Here is a 21,781-nt window from a genome sequence, read left to right as displayed (position 1 = left end):
CGCTCCCTTGTAGGTGCCAATGACCCGCTCGGGAACCAGGACCGCGGATCCGCCTCCGCTCCCACCGCGCCCTGGCCAGCGGGGAAGCCGCCCACCACGCCAGACGCTCCGGACCGCCGTGCCGCCCGCGCTCCCCCGATCAGCCCATTCCCGTCCGTAACGGATCGAGAGCCTGCGTTCGGGGGACCCCCGGAGCCCCTGGATCAGCCGGGCACCTCGGGCGGCGGTTGGGCACGCGGTGGGGAATGCGCGGGGGGATCCGGTCGACGCGGAAGGTCCGCCAGCGCCCGGCCGGGCCACGCCCCGGAACGCGCATCGGCCCGGCCCGCTGCGGGCCGGGCCGATCGTTCTCTCCGTGGCAGGCGGTCAGCCCTGGCGGGCCTTGAAGCGCGGGTCCTTCTTGTTGATGACGAAGGTCACGCCGCGTCGCCGGACCACCTGGGCGCCGGGCTTCGACTTCAGTGAGCGCAGGGACTTGCGCACCTTCATGACGGGTCTCTCCTTCTGCGCGGAACCGGAACCGCGGCCGCGGTCAGTGGCGGGCCGCCGCCGCGCGGCCGTAGCGGCGTTCGAAACGCTCGACGCGGCCCGCGGTGTCCACGACGCGCGAGGTGCCGGTGTAGAACGGGTGACTGGCCGACGAGATCTCCACGTCGATCAGCGGGTAGATGCGGCCGTCCTCCCATTCGGTCGTCCGGGCCGAGTGCGCGGTCGAGCGGATGAGGAACGAGGCGTTCGCGGCGCGGTCGCGGAAGACGACCGGGCGGGAGTCGGGGTGGATGTCGGGCCTCATGGGGTGTACCTCCTCGTGGTCCACCGCCCAGGGGGCGGAGGCGTGGTTCAGCGTTCCTCTCGGAAGTCGACGTGCCGGCCGACCACCGGGTCGTACTTGCGCAGGACGAGCCGGTCGGGGTCGTTGAGACGGTTCTTGCGCGTCACGTAGGTGACACCGGTCCCGGCTGTCGACTTCAGCCTGACGACGGGACGCGCGTTGGTGCGTGCCATGAGGTCCTCCTTTCGCTCACACCCCGGACATTTGGCCCGAGCATGTCAGCTGCCTCCTGCAACAAGCGGACCCGCTCACGCATTCCCGCCGCCGCCCACCGCGCGCGCTCGTGTCCGCGCCGGAGCCTCCAACATGGCCGCCATCTCCCTGACCTGGGAAAACGCCCTTGAACGGGACGTTCACGCGGGGCCGACTCCTCCTCCGGCGTCGCTCGCCCCCTGCTCAGCTCGCTCGCCGAGCCCCGGTCGAGTGGCTGCCCTTGCCTCCCAAAGGTGCCGGGGCCGGGCCGACGGCCCCGGCCGGTCTCCGGACGAACCCCGGCGTTGAAGGAACCGCTCGTGCCGCCAGGTACTCATACACAGCGACAGGCAGTGAGGACACGGCAGGTGTGGGGGGACGCGCGGTGAAGCGGCGCGGCGGGCGGGGCAGGTTCCACGGGACACTGGCGGGAGCGGTCGTGGCGGCCCTGACCGTCGGAGGCTGCGGCGCGGGCGACGCACAGGGGGTCGGAGCGGCCCCCACGTCGTCGCAGCCCGCCCCCACCGGGGGCAGCGCAAGCAGCACGCCGCGCGCCGCCGCCGACGCCTGGCACAAGTGGGGCCTGACACCGCTGCCCGCGACCCCCGAGCCTCCGGTCGACAAGCCCGTGAAACTCTCCGCCACCGGAACAGTCCCGGTCTTCACCCACATACCGACCTCGCAGAAGGTCGTCTTCATCACCGTCGACGACGGCCAGGAGAAGGACCCCAGGTTCATACAGATGATGCGGGACCTGAAGGTCCCGATCACGCTGTTCCTGACGAACGACGCCATAAAGTCCGACTACGCGTACTTCAAGCCGCTGCAGGCCATGGGTGACCACATACAGAACCACACCCTGCACCACCCGGTGATGAACACCCTCCCGCCGGCCCGGCAGAAGGAAGAGGTCTGCGGCAACCAGAAGATCCTCACCCAGCAGTACGGAACCGCGCCCCTGCTGTTCCGCCCGCCCTACGGCGCGTACAACCTCAACACCCGGATCGCGGTGGGTGAGTGCGGGCCGCGGGCGATCGTCTGGTGGCGGGAGTCCATGCAGATCAAGAACATGCAGTACCAGGAGGCGGACAAGAAGCTGCGCCCCGGGGACATCATCCTGGCCCACTTCCGGGGTCCGAAGGAGCTCAAGGGCGCGAGCATGACGGAGATGTTCCGCAATCTCCTCGAGCGCATCCAGGAGCAGGGATTCGCCGTGGCGCGCCTGGAGGACTACATCCAGCCACCGGCCGGTCGCTGAACGACGCCGCGTCAGAAGACGGCAGGAGCCTCGTCCTTCGCCGCGCTCACCCGCGCTCGCTGTCCATGACGGCAGCGGACGAGCCGATCACCCAGCCCCGCGTGCGCGATCGCGGCGAGGAAGTCCGCGAGCGGCGAGCGCATCACCGTGTAGTCGCCGTAGTGGACGGGCAGGAGCAGGCGGGGCTGGAGACGCCGGGCCAGTTCCGCTCCCTGCGCGCCGTCCATGGTCACCAGGAAGCCACCCGGCAGGAGGGTGCCGCCGAGGTGCAGCACGGCGAGATCGGCGGCCGGGAAGCGCTGGGCGATGGCGTCGAGCCCGTCGAACAGGAGCGTGTCTCCCGACACGTACAGCCGCAGCCGGACAGGTCCGCGCGGGGGACCGAACTCGAGCATGCTGCCCATCACCGGCGGAAGCAGGCGGCGCAGCACCGGGTTGCCTGCGTGCCGGCCGGGCAACGCGGTGATGCGCACCTGGTCGTCACCGCGCCCGAGCGTACAGCTCTGCCAGGTCCGCAGTCCTCCCGCCCGGCGGAACCCGTGCACGGTCCTGAGGCGGCGCGCGGCGTGGGGGGTGGTGACGACGGGGAGGGAACGGTCGAGGTGCCGTCGGGCCCTGCGATCCCAGTGGTCTCCGTGGAGGTGGGAGAGGACCACGGCATCGAGGCGCGGCAGTGCGGCGGCATCGAGGGCCGGTTCGGTGAGGCGGCGGCTCACCAGCCCGTACCCGAGGTAGGCGTACTCGCCGCGGTGCAGGAGATTGGGGTCCGTCAGGAGGGTCAGCTCCCCGTAGCGGAGCAGGACAGTTGCGTTGCCGATGAAATGGATCTCGACCGCATCATCAGTGGCCTTGGTCATGACCGCCCCGTCCGACGGAATCGCGGAGCGGTTCCGTCTCCCGTATCACTGCCTGTGGTCCTCCCCCGCCTGCGGACGCCGGTTCGTGCCGAGTACCCCTCCCAGGCGTCCGACACCGTGCGGCGTGCCGCCGGGCCGGCCGTCCCGCAGGCCCGGCGTGCACCCGGGCCTGCGGGACGGCTGCCCTCCGTGGTCGGACCTTGGTCGGTGGAATCCCGCGGCCGGCCATGGAGTGTGTACAGCCGCGGGCGGACGTAAGGCGGCCACTGAGCAGCCGGGCGCCGGGGCGATGGCCGGCGGCGCTCTGCCGGCGCCACTCCGGCCGACGGTGCGACCCGGGGGCAGGCCGGGGCGGTGATCGGGCCTATCGGGCGTGACGTCCGACGATGTCGGCGACCGGCTCGTCCGGCAGGGCGATCCTGGCGGTGATGCGCTTGCCGACCGGTTCCCGTCGTGCCTCGAACCCCTGCACGACGGCCATCACGATCTCCAAGCCGTGCTGGCCCACCCGGCCGGGGTCGGCCGCCCGGGCCACCGGCAGCACCGGATCGCTGTCCCAGACCTCCACCTCCACCGCCCCGTCGGCGATCCGCACCTCCAGCAGCACGGGACCGGGTGCGTACTTCCGGGCATTGGTGACCAGCTCGCTGACCACCAGCTGGGTCAGATCCACCGTGCGCTCCGGCACGGGCACCCCATGGACGGCCTCCGCCCGGGCGAGAAAGTCGGCCGCCAGATGGCGGGCCTCGGCGATGCAGGCACCATCGCCCTCCAAGGCGGCCGTGATGTGCACATACTCACGCTGTGGCGCTATCCGGTCCTCCCCGAGGACATCTGGTTCCATCCGAATCACCTTCGCTACCCCGTTCACACGGCCGCGTATACCCACTCCCGGGCCGTACAGACCTGCCGCACACAAGTGGCGGCTCCTCGAGAGCATCCCCCGTAGCATCTTGGGGCAGCATCTGCGGGGAAGCACTGGCTTGAAGATCACCGAGCGTTGTCGAGGGACGTGTGACAGACACCGACGAACTGGCAGAACCGAACCGCCTGTCGATCACCAGCGCTCTCGTCGACGGAGTCACCGTGGTCACGGTGCAAGGCGAGATCGACCACAACACCGTCAGCTCTCTCCGTCAGGCCCTGACGCCTCCCTCCGGCACGGCCGCGCCGCGGACCGTCGCGGACTTCAGCGGCGTGACCTTCCTGGACTCCGGCGGCATCACCGCCCTCATCGCCGCCCAGCAGGCCCACGGAGAGGGCGGCTGGCTGCGCCTGGCCGGCGTTCGGCAACCCGTCCTGCGCGTCCTGCAGCTGGTCGGTCTCGACTCCCTCATCGACTTCCACCCCACCCTCCGCGCCGCCTTGGACGCGTGACAGGCACGCTCCCACCTGGCCGGTGTTGCGCCGAAGCGGCCACCGCCTCGGACCGGTGAGCCGACGGCACCAGCCGACGCGCCGAGCAGCGTGGCCGCCTCCCCGGCCGCGGCCAGTCCCTTTCCTCTGACGTCGCCGATGATCACGCGCATGCGGTCACCGGTGCGCGCCGACCCTCGGAGATCGCCACCGATGCAGACCTGGAGAGCACTCCGGCCCCCCGGTGCGACGCGAACCGGGGCGCGCCGGGGAGACGGCGTTATGCCAGGCGGACGCTCTAGTGTGGCGGGAGAGGGCGTGATGCGGGCACTGCCGGAGCCGGTGCTCGTCACTGCGGTGTCCGGCCCGGATCCGCGGCCGGCCGGGGGCGCGCCGAAGTCATCGACAGCCTGGAGGGCGGTATGGACTGGCGTACGTTCGCGCAGCAGATGGCCTCCATGGCGCGGGACCTGCTCGCTCAGGACTCGGTGGACGCCACCCTGGAGCGGATCACCGCCTCGGCCATCGAGCTGGTGGAGGGATGCGACGCGGCCGGCATCCTGCTCCTGCAGGGCAAACGGGTGCTGTCGCTGGCCCCCACCGACGACCTGGTCCTCCACAGCGACCGGCTTCAGGAACGCCTCCAGGAGGGCCCCTGCTTCGACGCCGCGCGCACCCGCGAAGGCGAGAGGGTCTTCCGCATCGCCGACGTCACCGAGGAGCATGCACGCTGGCCCGCCTACGCCCCACAGGTGCGCGAGCTGGGGGTGGGCAGCATCATGGGCTTCCTGCTGTTCACCGAGGACGAGGACCTCGGCGCACTGGATTTCTACTCCCGCCGGCCTGGCGCGTTCACCGAGGCCAGCGAGACCGCCGGGTGGCTGCTGGCCTCCCACGCCGCGGTCGCCTTCTCCAGCGCCCGCACCCACGCACAGTTGGAGCAGGCCGTCGCCACGCGCCACACGATCGGCGAAGCCATGGGCATCCTCATGGGCAGCCACCACCTCACCGAGGAGCAGGCGTTCGACGTGCTTCGCCGTTTCTCGCAGGAGAAGAACATCAAAGTGCGTGAGGTCGCGCGGCAGATCTGCGAGAAGGGCGCTCTTGCCTGACCCGGCCCGATCGGCTCCCCTGCGCGGGGACGAGATCGGCGGCCTCACGGCCGAGTTCATCCGATTCCCATCCGTCTCCCATCCGGGCATCACAGGGAGACCCGATTCTCCTGCACAGGAGCGGCAAGTCGGGGTACCAGGGGGCAGACGGCGAGGGAAGCGAGGACGAGCGCATGACGATGCAGGGGGCGGCGGACGGCGGCAGGCAACACAGTGGACGCGCCCGGTATCGCAGACCGGCGTTGATCCTGGGTTGTGTCGTCGCATGCCTTGTGGGGTGCACCAGCGGCGCCGCGGCCGCCGGCAAGATCCTCGGCCTGAACGCCGCGAACGCCGCGAAGGCCAAGGGGACCGCGACCTCACCGCGGCGTTCCAGCGGCGGGGGGCACCAGCCGCCGTCCCCCGCCGATCGGAAGGCGACCGCTTCGCCGACCCCCTCCGCCGCCTCCGCCGGGTCTTCGCCGCACGCCACCGCGTCCCCCTCTCTCCAGGCGCCTCCCCTGGGTGTCTCACGGACGGTCACGGGTCCCCAAGTGCCCCGGCAAGTAGGGGCGTTGTTCGACAGCAGCGGTTTGAGCGGGTCGCATCACTGCACGGCGAGCGTGGTGAACAGCCCTGGCGAGGACCTGATCGTGACCGCAGCGCACTGCCTCGGCTCCACGTCGGACGTCTTCGTCCCCGCGTACCACGACGGTGTCGCTCCCTACGGTGTGTGGCATCTGCAGCGCGTCGTCGTCGACGCCGCGTGGACGGACGACTCCAGCCCGGACGACGATGTGGCGTTCGCCGTGGTCGCACCACTCGACGGGCGCACGATCCAGTCGGTGGTCGGCGGCTACACCCTGGGCATCGGCGAGGGTACGGGCGGTCGTGTCACCCTCACCGGTTACCCGGCGACGTCACAGGACCCGGTGACCTGTACCAACCACATCTCCTCGTTCAGCAGCACCCAGAACGAGATCTACTGCACCGGCATGACCGGCGGCACCAGCGGCAGCCCTTGGGTCACGGGCGACAGCCCGGGCACGGTCATGGGAGTCATCGGCGGCTACGAGCAGGGCGGCGACAGCGCCGACGTCTCCTACAGCGTCGCCTTCGGCCAGAGCGTCCAGAACCTCTACCAGGAAGCGGCGTCCAGCGGCAACTGAACCTCCGAGGGGCGAAGCGTACGGGCGTTCAAATGATGCCCAGGGGGAGGAATGAACGAGACCAGCGCGGGTAGCCGCTCAGGCGCAGGTGGTGGGGCGGCGTGTTCCTGGGGAGGTCACACGCCGTCCCGCCCCTTCTGTCCGGGGTCGCCCGTGCCGTCCGGTGCCCGGTCGAGTACCGCCGGTCCCACGACCGGAACGCATACGGCCCAACGCCCGGGGTTCGTACGGCTTTCGCACGGCTCCCGACGTCCGCCGACGCCTCAGTCCAGCTCGGCCAGCCGTCGCACGGCGGGAGCCACGAAGGTCTCCATCCACGGCGATGTGGTGCCCGTGCGGGGCGCGAGGATCACCGTGTCGATGCCGAGCTTGGTGTAGCCGGAGATGTCGCTGGTGAAGCCGTCCACGTCGCCGACGGTGGCCGGCTCTCCCGAGTACGTCACCGTCTTGCGGATGATGTCGTAGTCGCGGCCGGCGTCGTCGCAGTGGCGGCGCAGCACGTCGAGCTTGTGCGCCACCTCCTCCGGGGTGGTGGCGAACAGGTTGCAGGCGTCCGCGTAGCGGGCGACCAGCCGCAGCGTCTTCTTCTCGCCCCCGCCGCCGACCAGGATCTCCGGGCGCGGGGAGCTCACCGGCGGCGGCACGCACAGCGTCTCGGCCAGCTGGTAGTACCGGCCCTCGAACGGACCGTTGTTCTCCGGATCCCACATCTGCAGGCAGATGCGCAGGGTTTCCTCGAGCCGCTCGAAGCGTTCCGCCAGCGACGGGTACGGCACGCCCAGGCCATGGTGCTCGCGGTCGTACCAGGCGGCCCCGATCCCCAGCGTGGCCCGGCCGCCGGACAGCACGTCAAGGGTCGTGGCGATCTTGGCGAGGAGTCCGGGATGACGGTACGTGACCCCGGTGACCAGTGCGCCGAGCCGCACCGTGGAGGTCCGGGCGGCCAGGTATCCGAGCGTGGTGTAGGCCTCCAGCATGGGCGCCTCGGCTCCGCCGTTGAACTCCATCTGGAAGTAGTGGTCCATGACCGACAGCCAGCTCACGCCTGCCGCCTCCGCCGCGGCACCCGCGGCGGCCAGCTCGTCGCGCAGCGCGCCGCCGCCCTCCGGGTGGTCGAACCGGTTGATGTGCACGCCCACGTGCATGTCCGTCTCCGTTCACAGTCACCCGCGACGTCCTCGACCCTGGCGACACTAGATCTTCGAGTGTTCTCGAAGTCAAGGCCATCGGGCGTGTCGAAAGGCCGTGCGCGGGCGCCTTCGGTGACTCTGCGGCGCGCCCGGCGGCGACGGCGGCGCGGGCCCGGCGCCGTGTGCATGCGCCTGCGCGTCAGGGCCGGCGCGGGGCGTCGGCCGCCGAGTCGGCCGGGGTCTGCGCGCCGGTGGTGCCGAACCGGATGCCCTTGGCCTCCTTGCCGACCGCGCTCAGCAGGATGACCACGGCCAGGGTCGGCAGGATGGTCCATGCCATCGCCGCCGGATAGCCGTGGCGTCCGGCGAGGGCCTCCTGGATCGGCAGGTTGAGGGCGGCGATCAGATTGCCGAGTTGGTAGGTGACGCCCGGGTAGAAGCCCCGGATGGAGTCCGGGCTCATCTCGGTCAGGTGCGCCGGGATGACGCCCCAGGCTCCCTGCACGCACACCTGCATCAGGAAGGAGGACAGCATCAGCCAGCCGACGCTGGTGGACAGCACGAAGAACGGCACGACGAGCAGGCCGCCGGTCGCCGCGATCATGATCGTACGGCGGCGACCCAGTCGCTCGGAGTAGGCGCCGAGCAGCACACCGCCGAGGATGGCGCCGATGTTGTAGACCACGGCGATGGCGATCGAGGTGTTCGCGGACAGGCCCAGACCCTTCTTGACGAAGGTCGGGTAGATGTCCTGGGTGCCGTGCGACATCCAGTTGAAGGCGGTCATCAGCGCCACCAGGTACAGGAAGCGCCGCAGCACCGCCGGGTTCTTGAACACCTGGTACGCGGGGGTGCGGTTGAGCCGGACGCTCTTCTCCCACACCTCGCTCTCCTCGACCCTGGTACGCACCCACAGCGCGACCAGGGCGGGCAGCAGGCTGAAGGCGAACAGTCCCCGCCAGCCGAAGGCGGGCTCGATGACGAAGAACGCGACGGCGGCGAGCAGGTAGCCCAGGGAGTACCCGCTCTGCAGCAGGCCCGACCAGAAACCGCGCCGGGCCGCCGGGATCTTCTCCATGGCCAGTGCCGCGCCCAGACCCCACTCGCCGCCCATTCCGATGCCGTACAGCAGGCGCAGCACCAGCAGCACGGTGTAGTTCGGCGCGAAGGCGCAGGCGAAGCCGACGATCGAGTAGAAGACCACATCGGTCATCAGCGGGATGCGGCGACCGCGACGGTCGGCCCACAGGCCGAACAGCGCGGCACCGACCGGACGCATCACCAGCGTGACGGTGGTGAGGAAGGCCATGTCGGTGAGGGAGACGTCGAAATCCTTGGCTATCTCGCTGTAGACGAGAACCACCAGGAAGTAGTCGAAGGCATCCATCGCCCAGCCCAGATAGGCGGCGACGAAGGCATGGCGCTGGTCCTTGGTGAGCCCGGCTGCCTGGTCTCTGACGGTCTTCAGCATGACGACCCTCCCGCAGTCCGCAGGCGAGGCTAGGCACGAGTGGCAGAGCAGGACAACGGTAGGGCAGCAAAGCACCGGCCACGATTGCACAAAAGGTGGACGGCCGCCGTCTTGCCCGGAGGCGGGAACGGCCGTCTTGTCGAGGAGTTCAGATCTCCCGCGCGGGCGGTGCCCCGGAGTCGGCCGGTCTCCAGGGCACCGGCAAGGTGACGCGCACTCACCAGGGAAGAGGTCCAGCAGCGTCGAAGTACCCTCCAGTGGGGCCGTCGGGCCCGACCTGTGCCATCCGGACGATGATCTCGGCGCCCTCCTCGACGGTCTGCGTGCCCGTGTTGCCGTTCAGGTCCGTCGCGGTGTAGCCGGGCTCCACCGCGTTTATCCGCATGTTCGGGAACGCCTTTGCGTACTGCACGGTGATCATGTTGACCGCGGCCTTCGACGTCGGATAGGCGACACCGGGGTAGGCGTACGCCGGCGTGCCCGGGGTGGCGACTCGGGTGAGCGAGCCCAGGCCGCTGCTGACGTTGACCACGACCGGCGCGGTGGACCGCTGCAGCAGGGGCAGGAACGCGTGGGTGACGCGCACGAGCCCGAAGACGTTGGTCTCGAACAGGCGCCGCATCAGGTCGGCGGTGGTTCCCGCGGCGTCGGTGACCGTGTTGGCTTCGCCGCGCAACTCGATGCCGGCGTTGTTGACCAGCACGTCCAGTCCGCCGTCGGCCTCGATGGCCTTGGCGGCGGCCGCGACGGACGCGTCGTCGGTGACGTCGATGAGGACCGTCCGCGCGCCCAGGCGCTCGGCGGCGCGGCGTCCGCGGTCGGCGTCCCGGCTGCCGATGTAGACGGTGTGGCCGGCGGCGAGCAGCCGACGGGCGGTCTCGTGTCCGAGGCCCTTGTTGGCCCCGGTGATCAGTGTTGTCGTCATGCCCCCAAGGTTCCGGGCGGGCGGCGCGGTCAGCCAGGCGTCCCGTGTTCCTGGGACTACTGGTACCAGGCACACCGGGCGGCGCGGGGGCACACTGGTCGGCATGGCGACGGCGGAGTTCGGCAGGGCGGTGCGCCGCTGGCGCGACCGGGTCTCGCCCGAGGTGGCGGGGCTGCCCGCGGGCGGGCAGCGGCGTGCGGCGGGGCTGCGCCGTGAGGAGCTGGCCATGCTGGCCGGCATCTCCGTCGACTACGTCACGCGCCTCGAACAGGGCCGCGCCTCCAACCCGTCGACGCAGGTCGTCGACGCCCTCGCCCGGGCCCTGCGGCTGTCGGGCGACGAGCGCGCCCACCTCTTCCGTCTCGCGGGACTGGTCCCACCCGGCCCGGACACGGTCCCCACGTATCTGACCCCGAGCGTCCAGCGGATGGTGGACCGCTTCACCGGGACGCCGGTCGCCGTGTACGACGCGACCTGGACGCTGCTCATGGCCAATCCGCCGTACGCGGCCCTGATGGGTGACCCGTCCGGTTGGCGGGGCAACGAGCGCAACAGCGTGTGGCGGCACTTCGTCGGACCGGGCAGCCGCGCCCGGCACACCCCGGAGTCGCTGCGTGCCTTCGAGGCGGCCCTGGTGGCCGATCTGCGTGCGGCCGCCGCCCGCTATCCGGCCGACCAGCGCCTGCGACGGCTGATCGGGGATCTGCGGACGAGCAGCGACCGGTTCACCGAGCTGTGGGACTCCGGAGCCGTCGGCCGCCACGAGGCCGCGCGCAAGATCATCGACCACCCGCACGTCGGCGCCCTGACGCTGGACTGCGACGTGCTCACCGTGGCGGGCAGCGATCTGCGCATCATGGTCTACACGGCCGAGCCGGGCACCGAGGACGCCGAGCGCCTGGCGCTGCTCACCGTGCTGGGCACGCAGACACTCGCCGGATAGCGGTCCTCGGCGGCGTCGCCCTCTCCCCGTGTGTCAGCCGAGCTGCGGGTAGAGGGCCGCGACGCCTCCGGCGAGGCCCGCCTGCACCCGGCGGCTGAGGTCGTCGACGACGATCTCGTGGGCGCCGGTGGCGATGCCGTCCACGGCCGTGCGCGCGACGTCCGCCGGGTCGTTCTTGGGTGCGGTCACATCGCGGGCCATGTCGGTGTCCATGTAGCCGACGTGCAGTCCCGCGACGGTGATGCCCTTCGGCGCAAGCTGCTGGCGCAGTGCGTTGGTCATGCTCCACTCCGCCGCCTTGGCTGCGGAGTAGGCGCCGACGGTGGGCAGGTTGATCCACGACAGGACGGACAGGATGTTGAGGATCGACCCGCCGCCCCGGGCCTCGATGACCGGGGCGAAGGCCCGGATCATGCGCAGGGTGCCCAGGTAGTGGGTCTCCGTCTCCAGTCGGACGGCGTCCCAGCTGCCGGTGAGCAGATCGGCACCGGTCGAGGTGCCGGCGTTGTTGACCAGCACGGTGACGTCACGGGCCTGCTCGGCCGCCGCGGCGACGGAGGCGGGGTCGGTGATGTCGAGCCGGATCGCCTTCACGCCGGGCAGATCGACCTGGTCGGGCTGTCGGGCCCCGGCGTAGACGGTCGCACCGCGCGCGACCAGCTCCTGCGCGAGGGCCCTGCCGAGCCCGCGGTTGGCTCCGGTGACCAGAGCGGTTGCGCTGCCGATGTCCATGATTCCTCCCAAGGCGCGGACGCCCTCGGCTGACTAACGATTTCAGAAGTTAGCTACGACGCTATCCCCTGGCTAAGCTGGACGCAAGTCAGGTGAGAGGGTGAGACATGAGCGATCTGCTGACGGAACGCGACGCCTGGTCGATGGCGAACTGCTCCATCGCCCGCGCCCTGGAGATCGTCGGCACCAAGACGGCGCTGCTGATCATGCGCGAGGCGTTCTTCGGCACACGCCGGTTCGACGACTTCGCACGGCGTGTGGGCATCGGCGAGCCCGCCACCGCGGCGCGCCTGAAGGAACTGACCGCCGCCGGGCTCCTGGAGCGCGTCCCCTACCGGGAACCCGGCCAGCGGACCCGGTACGCCTACCAACTCACCGAGAAGGGCCGCGACTTCCTGCCTGTGCTCGTGGCGCTGCGCCAGTGGGGCGACACCTGGGCGGCGGGTGAACAGGGACCCCCGGTGGTCGTACGCCACAAGGAGTGCGGCGCCGCCGTGCACGCCGTCCTGCAGTGCGAGGACGGACATGAGGTCACCTTCGAGGACTCGGTCCTCGACGCCGGCCCCGGCCTGATCCGCACGCGCGAACAACGCGACGCTCAGCACGCCGGGTGAGGGCGGGCGGCGCGCTCAGGACGTGTGCAGGGCGGCGTGCAGGGCGGCGTGCAGGGTGTCCGTCACCTGGATGCGGGCCGCTCTGGACGCGAGCGTGCCGCGGAGCAGGTCGAACAGGACGAAGCCGTGGACCGTGCCGTGATAGCGGACCGACACGACCGGGACGTCCGCTTCCCTCAGTCGCGCCGCGTACGCCTCGCCTTCGTCGCGCAGCACATCGGCCTCGGCGGTGAGGACGAGCGCGGGCGGCAGGCCCCGCAGACGGTGAGTCGGTGTGCGCAGCGGGGAGACGATGTCCTGCGTCCGGGTCTCCGGGTCCGGCGCGTAGTGCTCCCAGTAACCGCTCATGGCGGCACGCCCCAGGAAGTACCCGTCCGCGAACTGGCGGTAGGACGGGGTGTCCATCGCCGCGTCGGTCACCGGGCAGACCAGCACCTGGTGACGCAGGCTCGGTCCGCCGCGCCGTCGGGCCACCAGGGTGAGGGCCGCCGCGTGATGGGCGCCCGCGCTGACACCGACGACCGCCATCCTGGTCCCGTCCAGCCGGCATTGAGCGCCATGGCGTGCGATCCACCCGGCGACCGTGTGGGCCCGCTCGACGGCACCCGGATACCGTGCGTCGGCCGACACGTCGTATTCGGGCACCACCACGGCGGCGTCCGCTCCCAGAACCAGGTCCGCCACCAGGTTGCGGTGCGCGTAGGCGTCGGTCAGCATCCAGCCGAGGCCGTGCAGGTACAGCACCACCGGCAGAGGCTCGTCGCTGCCGGCGGGGCGGAGGATCCGCACCCGTATCCGCCCGCCTTCGACACCGGGCAGCGCGAGCCACTCCTCCTCGACGTCGGGCTCGTCACGGCCGCCGCCGCTCCACAGGGCCGCCATACGCGCCCTGGAGGCGGCGGCGTCGGAGTCCGAGGCCGTGGGACAGGCGTACGTCTCGACGAAAGCACGCGCCCGTCGTTCGAGAACCGGCGTCGCCCGAAAGGCCGGAACGTCTTCTTCCACGGGAGCTCCTGCGTGGGGGGTGCGAATCGGGGGCCGTGCTCGGAGCGGCTCCGCACCCACGGCCGGGCAGGCAGGCGCTCGGTGCCGGAAGCGGCTCTACCGGCACGCGGGACACACCCTAGGCCAACGTTGTCGGCGTGCGGGATGGGCGACCGCACTCACCCGTGCCGCTGCGTGCACACTTCGGGTGCCCTCCGGTCCTTCCTCCCCGCGCACGAGCGAAGTGCAGTCATATGACCTACCGACTCCCCCGGTCACCGTCTGAGACTTGCCGGACGGGGCGTGGAACCGGCGGCCGTCTCCTCCCGCGCACCGCACACCGATTACGGGACGGCTGAAGGGAGTCGTCGTGAGCGCTCTACCCGGGACGCCCGCCTCGCCGGGGACCGGCACATCCACCGATGTGGGAGCCGCCGTCTCGCGATGGCTCGCGCCGGTCCTCGAGCACACCCGGCAGGACGCCCCGGCGAGCGGCTCGGTGACCCTGCACCACTTCGGCTATGTGCGCCTGGTCGCCTGTGAGGCCTTGGAGCTCCGCCTCAGCCGTGGGCCCCGCTCCATCGCCCAGGACGCCTCGGAGGCCGTCGCCCTGCTGGCTCCGCGGAACGGGACCGTGCGCCTGGCCCAGGACGGGCGGGGCGCCCACGTGGAGAGCGGGCAACTGGCGCTCATCGACCTGCGCCGGCCCTTCTCGGTCGAGCACCGGGACCACGCGCGGATGCTGTTCTTCCGCGTGCCCGTTCACGCCCTGCACCTCCACGCGGCGCTCCTGCGCTCCGTCACCGCCCGTGCCCTCACACCGAAGGGCGGAGTGGCGGCGCTGCTGCCACTCGTCCTGCGGCACCTGGAAAAGTCCGCCGCACGGACGCCCCCCGCCGTGGCAGAGGGATTCGGAGGCATCGTGACCGAGTTGGTGGCCGCCCTGGTCGAGGAGCTGACCGAGGAAGCGGAGGCGGAGACCCCTCGGACAGGGCGCCACCAGTTGGTCGTCACCATCCGCCAGTACATCGACCGGCATCTGGACGACCCCGAGCTGTCGGCCGAGCGCATCGCCGGCGCGCACCTGATCTCGGTGCGCTATCTGCATCGCCTCTTCGAGGGCGAGGGTGTCACCGTGGGCAGGCTGATCCTGCGCCGGCGGGTCGAGGAGTGTGCTCGGGAACTCGCTCGGCGCGGACGGGTGAGTCCGTCCATCTCCGTGGTGGCGGCCCGCTGGGGTTTCCGCAACGCGGCGCACTTCAGCCGTGCCTTCAAGGCCGTCCACGGGCATTCGCCGCAGCAGTGGCGCCGTCTGGCGGGCGCGGCCGCGGCCGATACGACCGCAACCGCCGGTGGGGAGACGGCTCGTGAGCGCGGACCGGATTGCGCGGTCGCCGCTCCGGCCCGGCCGTCGCGGGCCTCCTGACGGGCCGTCCCAGACCGGGGACGGCCCGCCCACGACCGTCCGCCCCGGCTCCGGTCAACCGTCGGCGTTCCCGGGCCCTCGGGACGCCCGGGTCCTCTCGTCCCGCCAGTCGCTGGGCGACACCCCGTACGCCGCGCGGAAGCTGCGGCTGAAGTGCGTGGCGCTCGCGAACCCCCAGCGCCTCGCGACCGCCGACACCGTGGTGTCGTTCCGTCCCGGCCGGGCCAGTTCCCGCCGTGCCTCCGTCAGACGGCGGTGCTGGATCCACCGGCCGACCGTGCAGTCATGGCCTTCGAAGAGCTTGTGGAGATAGCGGATCGAGACGTGCTGGGCCGCGGCGACGCCGGCGGGGGTCAGCTCCCGGTCCCACAGGTTCGAGTCGACGTGGGCGCGCACCTGCCGGATCAGGGACTGGCGGCCCTCCCGCTCATCGTGTGGTCCGGGATCGGCGTTCTCGACGGCCAGCAGGGTGACCAACTCCGCGACGGTGCCCGCCAGATGGTGCGCCGTGCGGGACGAGTACTCCGGCAGCGCGCCGACGAGCTCCCGCAGAAGAGGCCCGAGCAGGGGCGCCACCGCGCCGTCCGTGAAGGGCGCCCGATCGCTCAGCACCCGTGCCTGGTGGTCGGTGAGCGCGAGGGCGCGACGAGGGATTCGCACCAGGTGCAGTGTGAAGTCCTCCGCCTCGTGGAGGGTGAACGGCTCGGTTCCGTCGCAGACGAAGAGGTCGTCGGGCCCACACGCCTCCGCGGCTCCCCGACGGACGAGGCTCGCCCGGCCGGAGGCGTGGAGGCCCAGCAGCAGACAGGATTCGGGAGCTCCGTCGTCGGGGCGGTGGACGTAGCTCTGTGCCGCTCCCCGGACGGTGCGCACCTGAAGAAAGCCGAGGGCGCGCACTGTACGCCCGTCGGCGCGGCGGGTGCTGCGGGTGCCGCCGGTGCCGGCGGATACGGGTGTCAGGCTCATGGGGCCCCTTCGTCCGAGCGTTCCGTTCCCACGGGTGCCGGGTCGGTTCCGGCGTCGGGGCCTCGCACCGGAGCGAGTCCACGGACTTCAGCCTCCGGGTGTCCGGTGCAAAAAGCCGGTGGAGCGGGCCGTCTCTTCCCACCGGGACAACAACCGTGCGCTGTGAGGCAACACCGGCGTGCCATGCTGTCCGAGGGTGAGGAGGGGCAGTCGTGGAGAGGGGTCCCGGCGACACGGCGCTGGTCGGCAGGCGGCGCGAGCGCGCGCTGCTGGAGCGGTCCCTGGAGCGGGCCCGGTCCTCGGCGGGCGGCTCGGCGACGGTGCTGCGGGGCGACGCCGGCATCGGGAAGACGGCGTTGCTGGACTGGACGGCCGCACGCGCCGAGCGCAGTGGCTTCACGATCCTGCGGGCAGCGGGGAGCGAGGCGGAGGTCGGCATCGCCTTCGGCGCACTGCACCAGGTGCTCCGGCCGTTGCTGGAGAACTCCCGGGCGCTGCCCCGGCCGCAACGGGCCGCGCTGGAAGGGGCGTTGGGACTGCGGGAGGGACTTCCCCCCGGCGGGTTCATGGTCGGAGCGTCCGCGCTCGCTCTGCTCGCGGAGGAGGCGCGCCGCCGTCCGCTGCTGATCCTGGTGGACGACCTGCACTGGGTGGACTCCTCCAGTGCCGCGGTGTTCCTGTTCCTGCACCAGCGGATCACCGGCCTGCGGACCGTCATGGTGTGCGCCGGCCGCCCCGACGGCTCGGCGCTGGACGGATGGCCCGCGCACCCGGTGGACCTCGGGGCGCTGTCGGGTGACGACTGCCGTGCGCTGCTGCGGCGCTGGCATCCGGGGCTGGCAACCGCCACCGCCGAGCGGGTGATGGAGGAGGCTGCGGGCAACCCTCTGGCACTGGCCGAGTTGCCCGGCCAGCTGGCGCGGGAGCACCGCGAGGGCATCGTGCCGCTGCCGGAGCGGCTGCCCCTCGGACAACGGCTGGAAGCGCTCTTCGTACGACGGCTGCGCTCGCTCCCCGCGGAGGCGGCGAGGGCGTTGCTGGTCGCCGCGCTGGACGGCCCCGCGGGCGGGAGCGGTGTGATCCGGGAGCCGGCGCCGGGTCAGGACGGCACGGACGGGGTCCTCGAACCGATCGAGGCAGGCGGGCTGGCGCGTCTTGACCACACCGGGCGGCTGGTGTTCCGGCATCCGCTGGTGCGCAGCGCCGTGATCGCCTCCGCCTCCCGGTCGCAGCTGCGGGCCGCCCATCGGTCGCTGGCGGAGCGGCTGCCCGAGGAAGACCCGCGCCGGCTGCTGCACGAGGCTTCCGCCGCCGAGGGACCGGCGGAACGCCTCGCCGCGCGGCTCCAGGATGCCGGCACGCGCATCGCGCTGCGCGGTGGCGACGCGGAAGGGGCGCTGCTCCTCGACCGCGCGGCGGCTCTCAGCGTGGACCCCGAGAACCGGGTGAGACGGCTGACCTGGGCGGCCGTGATGTCGGCCCGGGGCGGGCGCCTGGCGTACGCGGCGCGGCTGGTGAAGGAGATCGAGCGGGGACCGGTGCCGGGGGACGTCGCACCGCTGTTCGCCTATGCGGTCGTGTACGTCGACCAGAGCCACCACGTCGACTTCGCGTCGTCGTTCTCACTGCTGCCGGGGGCTCTGGCCGCGCTGACCGCCCCCGGCGCGTCGGCCCGGGACGACCTCGTGGAACAGATGTTCTTCAAACTGCTGCTGGCCTCCGCGTACACGAGCGACCCCCGGGGGTGGGAGACGCTGGAGCGGTACCGGGAGCACGTCTCCCCCGCCGCCCGCCTGTGCCACCGCGCCTGGGCGGACCCGCCGCGCACGGCGCAGGGTGCGGAGGCGGAGCTGCGGGCCATGGTGACGCGCCGGGCGGCCGGGCGCGACACGGGCAACGCCTGGCTGCTGCTGTGGGCGGCGTCGGCGGTGGACGGTGCCGACGCGAACCTGTTGCGGCTCTTCGGCGGGGAACACGCCTACGCCACTTCGGGGTCCGTCGCGAAGGCGCGGTGCCATCAGGCGTTCCTGCGGGGTCGTTGGGATGCCGCCGAGGACTGTGCGCGCGAGGCCGACACCGCGGAGGAGCTCGGCTACCACTGCAACGCCCTGCTCTTCAGGCTCTATCACGCGCACTTCCTTGCGGGCCGCGGTGACGAGCAGGGGCTGAGCGCGGTGCGGGAGCGCATCGAGCCGGCCGCGTCCCGGGCCCGGATGCACTTCGTCACGGACCGTCTGGACCACCTGGAGGCCCTCGTCGCCCTGGCGCACGGCCGGCACGAGGATGCGTACGACCGACTGCGGCGCATGATGCCGCCCGGCTCCCTGCCGCGCGGACCGGGCCGGTTCCACCTGCCCTTCTTCGACTTCGTGGTCGCGAGCCTGCGCTGCGGCCGGCGGGAGGAGGCGCTCGCCCGGGTGGCGGCCGGGCGAGCGGCACGGATGGACGGCGTCTCCGCCCACCACGCCTTCCTGCTGGCCGCGGCGAGCGCGCTGACGGCCGACGACGACGCGGCGGACGCGGCCTACGCGGCGGCCTACGCCGTGCCGGGCGCCGGTCGATGGGTCTTCGAGCTGGCTCGGCTGCGGCTGGCGCACGGTTCCTGGCTGGGGCGGCGGGGGCGCGGGGCGGAGGCGGAGGAGCTGCTGCGCAGCGCCTTCCGCACCTTCCGCGAGCTGCGGGCCGCCCCCTGGGTGGAGCAGTGCCGGGCCGAGCTGCGTGCCGTCCGCCGCTCCACCGGGACCGCGGAGAACGACGCCGACGCGCTCACGCCCCAGGAGCTGCGCATCGCCCGGCTGGTCGCCACCGGCCTGACGAACAAGGAGGTCGGCGCCGCCCTGCACCTGTCGCCCCGGACGATCGGGGCGCACCTCTACCGGATCTTCCCCAAACTCGGCATCACTTCGCGCGCTGCCCTGGCCAGGGCGCTTCCCGGGTCTCCTCCAGCGCACGGGCCACTCCTGCGCGAGTCGTGACGCCCAGCTTGGGGAAGATCTTGTACAGATGGGCGCCGACCGTACGCGGTGACAGACCGAGCCGCTCGGCGATCTGACGGTTGGTCAGGCCCTCGGCGGCCAGTTCGGCGATCCTCAGCTCCCGCGCGGACAGCAGGGGGTGGTGTCCGGTTCCGTCGTCGGGCGTTCGGCTGCTCCCGTTCACCGCGTCGAGTTCCCGGGACGCCTGTGCGGCCCAGGGTGTGGCACCGAGGCGGGTGAAGGCGCCGAGCGCGGCCTCGCAGTGAGCGGCGGCGGGCCCGGGTCGGCCCTGTCGCCGGAGCCACGCGCCGTGCGCCAGACGGGCCCGGGCGAGCGGAAAGGGCCACGTGTCGGCGCCCGGGAGGGCGTACACGGTCTCGAACCGCTGCTCCGCCTCCTCGTCGTCGGCGGCGAGGGCCTCGGCGACCGCGACCAGGAAGCTGTGGTGGGGGGACGTGCGGGCGATTCCGGCCGCATCCACCGCCCGCAGGTGGCGCCGGGCCTCCGCCCTCCGTCCGCTGTCGACCGCGGCCTGCACCCAGTCGACGAGCGACAGATGGAACCAGGGAGCGCGGGACGGGACGGTCCCGGGCGGGGTGAGGGTCTGCGCATGCTGCCATGCCTCGTCGGTCCGGCCGTGGCCGAGCGCACACACCACCTCGAGCGCCTGCAGGCGCTCGGTGACGAGGCGCAGGCGCCGCTCGCGGGCCGAGGGCTCGATGGCGGTCTCCAGCGCGGCGAGGCCGGCGCGGTCCCCACGGGCGGCCAGAACCTGCGCCGAGTTCAGTCGGAACAGCGTCTCGTTGAACGCGTACCCGCAGGCACCGGAGGTCTCGGCGCCCCGGCGGGAGATCTCGAGGGACGCGTCCCAGCGGCCGTGCAGGAAGTCGTCGTGGGCGCGGACGATGTCGACGAAGGCCTGGGAGGCGTACGCGTGCCGGCCCCCGAAGCGGCTCCACAACTCGTCGTGGTCGCCGACGGCGTCGACGGCGGCGGCCGTCCACAGCAGGAGCCGGGCAGCGGGGGTCTCCCGGTGCTCGGGCAGAGCCGCGACCGCGGCGCGCAGCCGGCGCGGCACGTCGTGGACGGCGCGGGAGGGGCCGGACCATGCCTGCCGGCACAGCACCACCGGCTCGCAGGCGTCCGCCACCCGGAGTTCACAGGCGGCCCACGCCCGCTCGTCCCCGGTGTGCACGGCGACGACCAGGAGCAGGAAGAGCAGCGGTTCGAGCAGGGCCGCGCCCTGCTGCCCGGCAACAAGCGCGGCCGGCCGGTCCAGGACCTCGGGCAGCAATTCGATCGCCGGTGCCGGGTCGGCGTCCAGCTGGAGCCTGGTGCAGGCGACGGCGAAGGCGTACAGGTCGGCGGGTTCGGGCCTTCCCGGGCGGGCCTCGGTCTCGGCCTCGGCGACGAGTTCGGCCGCCAGGCGCAGCCGTCCGCCCCGTGCCGCCATCGCCGCGGCGGCGACGAGGCGCGCCGTCCGGCTCACCGCGTCCGGGCTGAGACCCGCGGCGCGCGCCATCATTCCCGCCGCCTCGGCGGGTCCGCCCTGGGCGGCCATGGCGTCGGCTTCCGCGTGCACCAGCGCGGCCAGCTCGCCGTCGGTGCCGATGGCGGCGGCCGCCAGGTGCATGATCCGCCGCGGGCTCCGCACGGGGAGGGCGTCCGCGAGCAGCCGGTGGGCCGCCCGGCGGTCGGCCGGCGAGGCGAGGTGCACCAGGCAGGCACGCACCAGCGGATGGTGGAAGGCCACGCGGTCCGACGTCGGGTCGGCGTGGGCCAGGCCGGAGGCGTGCATCTCGTCCCGGACCTGTGTCCAGGACGTTCCCGCCGCCCGGTCCGCCAGGCCGCGCAGCACGCGGACGTGCTGCGCGAACGAGCCGCCCAGTGCCACCACCAGCAGCAGACGCCGGGTGCCGTCCGGCAGGGCGCGCACTTTGTCCTCGTACAGGCGCCCGAGGCGCTCGCCCAGGGGCAGCTCGTCGAACAGCTCGGTGACGCCGGTTGCCCGTGGGTCTGCCAGATGGGCGGGGCCGGCCGCGGCCACCGCCCGCATGTGCACCGGAAGTTCGTGCAGCGCGAGCGGGTTGCCCCCGGCGGCGCGCACCACCCGGCGGCGCGCCTGGTCGGGCAGGTGCGGGTGGAGGGTGCTCAGCAGCAGTTCGGCCTGCCGCTCGTCCAGTGGCTCCAGGTCGAGCACCCGGCCCGGCAGCCCCTCGGTGTCGTTCCCTTCTTCCCGGGCCGGGACCGGATCCCGCCGGGCCACGACCGTCAGGTGCCGTCTCGCCCCGATGACGACGACGGACAGGGGAGCGAGATACCGCTGGATGTACCCGAACACGGCGGTGCTGGACGGGTCGGCCCACTGCAGGTCGTCCAGGAGTACGACGACGGGTCGGCGGGCGGCGGCGTGGGCGAGCAGGGAAAGGGCGGCATCCGCCACCGTGAAGCCCTCGGGAGGTGCGCCCTCGCGTACGCCCAAGGCCCGTTCCAGTGCGTCGCGTTGCTCCTCCGCGAGAGTCTGCGCGTCGTCGAGCAGCGGCCAGAGCACCTGGTGCAGGGCGGCGAACGGCAGGCCGGACTCCGCTTCGGCGCCGGTCATCCGCAGGACGCGCAGACCGGCGCGACGGGCCTCGGCCTCGGCCACCTTCAGCAGTGCGGTCTTTCCCATGCCGGGATCGCCGCGCAGGAGCACCGACGTCCCGGTGGAGGCGATGTCCGCCAGGGCCGCGCGGATGGCCTCGACATGGGTGTCCCGTCCGGCCAGGACCGGTTCGGCCGCACGGTCACCGGGCATGCCCGCACCGCTCATGACCTCGGTTACCCCGCCCTCTTCACCACCGCGACGCCCGCGCCGCTC

The 21,781-nt window shown here is 72.3% G+C and carries 20 protein-coding genes; 8 read left to right on the top strand and 12 right to left on the bottom strand.

What is annotated here, in order from left to right; genetic code table 11:
* Positions 1–366: 366 nt before the first annotated feature.
* From ykgO to rpmG, 3 genes are read right to left on the bottom strand one after another with little or no spacing between them, the layout of a single operon-like run.
* Entirely contained in the window at positions 367–489 is a 123-nt protein-coding gene (gene ykgO / locus SY2F82_RS16210) for a type B 50S ribosomal protein L36 (RefSeq protein ID WP_028801377.1), read from the bottom strand.
* Positions 490–532: 43 nt separating this feature from the next.
* A complete protein-coding gene (locus SY2F82_RS16205) occupies positions 533–793 on the bottom strand; it encodes a type B 50S ribosomal protein L31 (protein ID WP_200419778.1) in 261 nt (86 codons plus the stop codon).
* A 47-nt stretch (positions 794–840) separates the two neighbouring features.
* Positions 841–1,005 carry a 50S ribosomal protein L33 gene (gene rpmG, locus SY2F82_RS16200; protein WP_200419777.1) on the bottom strand — a complete coding sequence of 55 codons (165 nt, stop codon included), beginning with the start codon at positions 1,003–1,005 and terminating at the stop codon, positions 841–843.
* A 458-nt stretch (positions 1,006–1,463) separates the two neighbouring features.
* Here rpmG and SY2F82_RS16195 point away from each other — a divergent pair, with 458 nt between their 5' ends.
* The gene (locus SY2F82_RS16195) at positions 1,464–2,282 is read left to right on the top strand and encodes a polysaccharide deacetylase family protein (RefSeq protein ID WP_236041500.1); all 819 of its coding nucleotides are present in this window, start codon (positions 1,464–1,466) and stop codon (positions 2,280–2,282) included.
* An 11-nt stretch (positions 2,283–2,293) separates the two neighbouring features.
* Here the strand turns inward: SY2F82_RS16195 and SY2F82_RS16190 are convergent, their stop codons facing one another.
* Both SY2F82_RS16190 and SY2F82_RS16185 read right to left on the bottom strand, forming a co-directional pair.
* Entirely contained in the window at positions 2,294–3,139 is an 846-nt protein-coding gene (locus SY2F82_RS16190; protein ID WP_200419776.1) for an MBL fold metallo-hydrolase, read from the bottom strand.
* A gap of 364 nt (positions 3,140–3,503) precedes the next feature.
* The gene (locus SY2F82_RS16185) at positions 3,504–3,983 is read right to left on the bottom strand and encodes an ATP-binding protein (RefSeq protein WP_200419775.1); all 480 of its coding nucleotides are present in this window, start codon (positions 3,981–3,983) and stop codon (positions 3,504–3,506) included.
* Positions 3,984–4,153: 170 nt separating this feature from the next.
* Here SY2F82_RS16185 and SY2F82_RS16180 point away from each other — a divergent pair, with 170 nt between their 5' ends.
* The 3 genes from SY2F82_RS16180 (at position 4,154) to SY2F82_RS16170 (ending at position 6,755) form a co-directional block, all read left to right on the top strand.
* Positions 4,154–4,516 carry an STAS domain-containing protein gene (locus SY2F82_RS16180; RefSeq protein WP_200419774.1) on the top strand — a complete coding sequence of 121 codons (363 nt, stop codon included), beginning with the start codon at positions 4,154–4,156 and terminating at the stop codon, positions 4,514–4,516.
* A 401-nt stretch (positions 4,517–4,917) separates the two neighbouring features.
* Positions 4,918–5,607 (top strand): GAF and ANTAR domain-containing protein, encoded by a 690-nt coding sequence (locus SY2F82_RS16175; protein WP_200419773.1) that lies wholly within the window; start codon positions 4,918–4,920, stop codon positions 5,605–5,607.
* A gap of 173 nt (positions 5,608–5,780) precedes the next feature.
* The gene (locus tag SY2F82_RS16170; RefSeq protein WP_308437768.1) at positions 5,781–6,755 is read left to right on the top strand and encodes a serine protease; all 975 of its coding nucleotides are present in this window, start codon (positions 5,781–5,783) and stop codon (positions 6,753–6,755) included.
* Positions 6,756–7,018: 263 nt separating this feature from the next.
* Here SY2F82_RS16170 and SY2F82_RS16165 read toward each other — a convergent pair whose 3' ends face one another.
* The 3 genes from SY2F82_RS16165 to SY2F82_RS16155 form a co-directional block, all read right to left on the bottom strand.
* Complete coding sequence (locus SY2F82_RS16165; protein ID WP_200419772.1) at positions 7,019–7,900, bottom strand: LLM class F420-dependent oxidoreductase; 882 nt, start codon at positions 7,898–7,900, stop codon at positions 7,019–7,021.
* Between the two features lie 184 nt (positions 7,901–8,084).
* On the bottom strand, positions 8,085–9,356 hold the full coding sequence (locus SY2F82_RS16160) for an MFS transporter (RefSeq protein WP_200419771.1): 1,272 nt from the start codon (positions 9,354–9,356) through the stop codon (positions 8,085–8,087).
* A 217-nt stretch (positions 9,357–9,573) separates the two neighbouring features.
* On the bottom strand, positions 9,574–10,281 hold the full coding sequence (locus SY2F82_RS16155; protein WP_200419770.1) for an SDR family NAD(P)-dependent oxidoreductase: 708 nt from the start codon (positions 10,279–10,281) through the stop codon (positions 9,574–9,576).
* Positions 10,282–10,384: 103 nt separating this feature from the next.
* Between SY2F82_RS16155 and SY2F82_RS16150 the strand changes: the two genes are divergently transcribed.
* A complete protein-coding gene (locus SY2F82_RS16150) occupies positions 10,385–11,224 on the top strand; it encodes a helix-turn-helix transcriptional regulator (RefSeq protein WP_200419769.1) in 840 nt (279 codons plus the stop codon).
* A 33-nt stretch (positions 11,225–11,257) separates the two neighbouring features.
* Here SY2F82_RS16150 and SY2F82_RS16145 read toward each other — a convergent pair whose 3' ends face one another.
* The gene (locus SY2F82_RS16145; RefSeq protein ID WP_200419768.1) at positions 11,258–11,956 is read right to left on the bottom strand and encodes an SDR family oxidoreductase; all 699 of its coding nucleotides are present in this window, start codon (positions 11,954–11,956) and stop codon (positions 11,258–11,260) included.
* 107 nt (positions 11,957–12,063) lie between these two features.
* On the opposite strand from SY2F82_RS16145, the gene SY2F82_RS16140 reads away from it, so the two are divergent.
* Positions 12,064–12,570 (top strand): helix-turn-helix domain-containing protein, encoded by a 507-nt coding sequence (locus tag SY2F82_RS16140; protein WP_200419767.1) that lies wholly within the window; start codon positions 12,064–12,066, stop codon positions 12,568–12,570.
* Between the two features lie 15 nt (positions 12,571–12,585).
* Here SY2F82_RS16140 and SY2F82_RS16135 read toward each other — a convergent pair whose 3' ends face one another.
* On the bottom strand, positions 12,586–13,575 hold the full coding sequence (locus SY2F82_RS16135) for an alpha/beta hydrolase (RefSeq protein ID WP_200419766.1): 990 nt from the start codon (positions 13,573–13,575) through the stop codon (positions 12,586–12,588).
* A 349-nt stretch (positions 13,576–13,924) separates the two neighbouring features.
* On the opposite strand from SY2F82_RS16135, the gene SY2F82_RS16130 reads away from it, so the two are divergent.
* A complete protein-coding gene (locus tag SY2F82_RS16130) occupies positions 13,925–14,980 on the top strand; it encodes a helix-turn-helix domain-containing protein (protein WP_200419765.1) in 1,056 nt (351 codons plus the stop codon).
* A gap of 54 nt (positions 14,981–15,034) precedes the next feature.
* On the opposite strand, the gene SY2F82_RS16125 is transcribed toward SY2F82_RS16130, so the two are convergent.
* Entirely contained in the window at positions 15,035–15,946 is a 912-nt protein-coding gene (locus SY2F82_RS16125; RefSeq protein WP_200419764.1) for an AraC family transcriptional regulator, read from the bottom strand.
* 212 nt (positions 15,947–16,158) lie between these two features.
* Here SY2F82_RS16125 and SY2F82_RS16120 point away from each other — a divergent pair, with 212 nt between their 5' ends.
* Positions 16,159–18,921 (top strand): BREX system ATP-binding domain-containing protein, encoded by a 2,763-nt coding sequence (locus SY2F82_RS16120; RefSeq protein WP_200419763.1) that lies wholly within the window; start codon positions 16,159–16,161, stop codon positions 18,919–18,921.
* On the opposite strand, the gene SY2F82_RS16115 is transcribed toward SY2F82_RS16120, so the two are convergent.
* A complete protein-coding gene (locus SY2F82_RS16115; RefSeq protein ID WP_200419762.1) occupies positions 18,845–21,718 on the bottom strand; it encodes an AAA family ATPase in 2,874 nt (957 codons plus the stop codon). The two genes, SY2F82_RS16120 and SY2F82_RS16115, sit on opposite strands and share 77 nt — an antisense overlap.
* Positions 21,719–21,781 lie beyond the last annotated feature (63 nt).

Origin of the sequence: Streptomyces sp. Y2F8-2 (assembly GCF_014905555.1) — a bacterium.
Classification (GTDB): domain Bacteria; phylum Actinomycetota; class Actinomycetes; order Streptomycetales; family Streptomycetaceae; genus Streptomyces; species Streptomyces cynarae.
The sequence above is the reverse complement of the archived record's forward strand: the minus strand, read 5'-3'. Positions and strand labels throughout refer to the sequence as shown.

Coding starts and splice junctions, on each gene's coding strand:
- SY2F82_RS16190 (WP_200419776.1), bottom strand. CDS start 3,139: ATGACCAAGGCCACTGATGATGCGGTCGAGATCCATTTCATCGGCAAC.
- SY2F82_RS16125 (WP_200419764.1), bottom strand. CDS start 15,946: ATGAGCCTGACACCCGTATCCGCCGGCACCGGCGGCACCCGCAGCACC.
- SY2F82_RS16115 (WP_200419762.1), bottom strand. CDS start 21,718: ATGCCCGGTGACCGTGCGGCCGAACCGGTCCTGGCCGGACGGGACACC.
- SY2F82_RS16160 (WP_200419771.1), bottom strand. CDS start 9,356: ATGCTGAAGACCGTCAGAGACCAGGCAGCCGGGCTCACCAAGGACCAG.
- SY2F82_RS16170 (WP_308437768.1), top strand. CDS start 5,781: ATGACGATGCAGGGGGCGGCGGACGGCGGCAGGCAACACAGTGGACGC.
- SY2F82_RS16205 (WP_200419778.1), bottom strand. CDS start 793: ATGAGGCCCGACATCCACCCCGACTCCCGCCCGGTCGTCTTCCGCGAC.
- SY2F82_RS16150 (WP_200419769.1), top strand. CDS start 10,385: ATGGCGACGGCGGAGTTCGGCAGGGCGGTGCGCCGCTGGCGCGACCGG.
- SY2F82_RS16165 (WP_200419772.1), bottom strand. CDS start 7,900: ATGCACGTGGGCGTGCACATCAACCGGTTCGACCACCCGGAGGGCGGC.
- SY2F82_RS16175 (WP_200419773.1), top strand. CDS start 4,918: ATGGACTGGCGTACGTTCGCGCAGCAGATGGCCTCCATGGCGCGGGAC.
- SY2F82_RS16155 (WP_200419770.1), bottom strand. CDS start 10,281: ATGACGACAACACTGATCACCGGGGCCAACAAGGGCCTCGGACACGAG.
- rpmG (WP_200419777.1), bottom strand. CDS start 1,005: ATGGCACGCACCAACGCGCGTCCCGTCGTCAGGCTGAAGTCGACAGCC.
- SY2F82_RS16140 (WP_200419767.1), top strand. CDS start 12,064: ATGAGCGATCTGCTGACGGAACGCGACGCCTGGTCGATGGCGAACTGC.
- SY2F82_RS16185 (WP_200419775.1), bottom strand. CDS start 3,983: ATGGAACCAGATGTCCTCGGGGAGGACCGGATAGCGCCACAGCGTGAG.
- ykgO (WP_028801377.1), bottom strand. CDS start 489: ATGAAGGTGCGCAAGTCCCTGCGCTCACTGAAGTCGAAGCCCGGCGCC.
- SY2F82_RS16145 (WP_200419768.1), bottom strand. CDS start 11,956: ATGGACATCGGCAGCGCAACCGCTCTGGTCACCGGAGCCAACCGCGGG.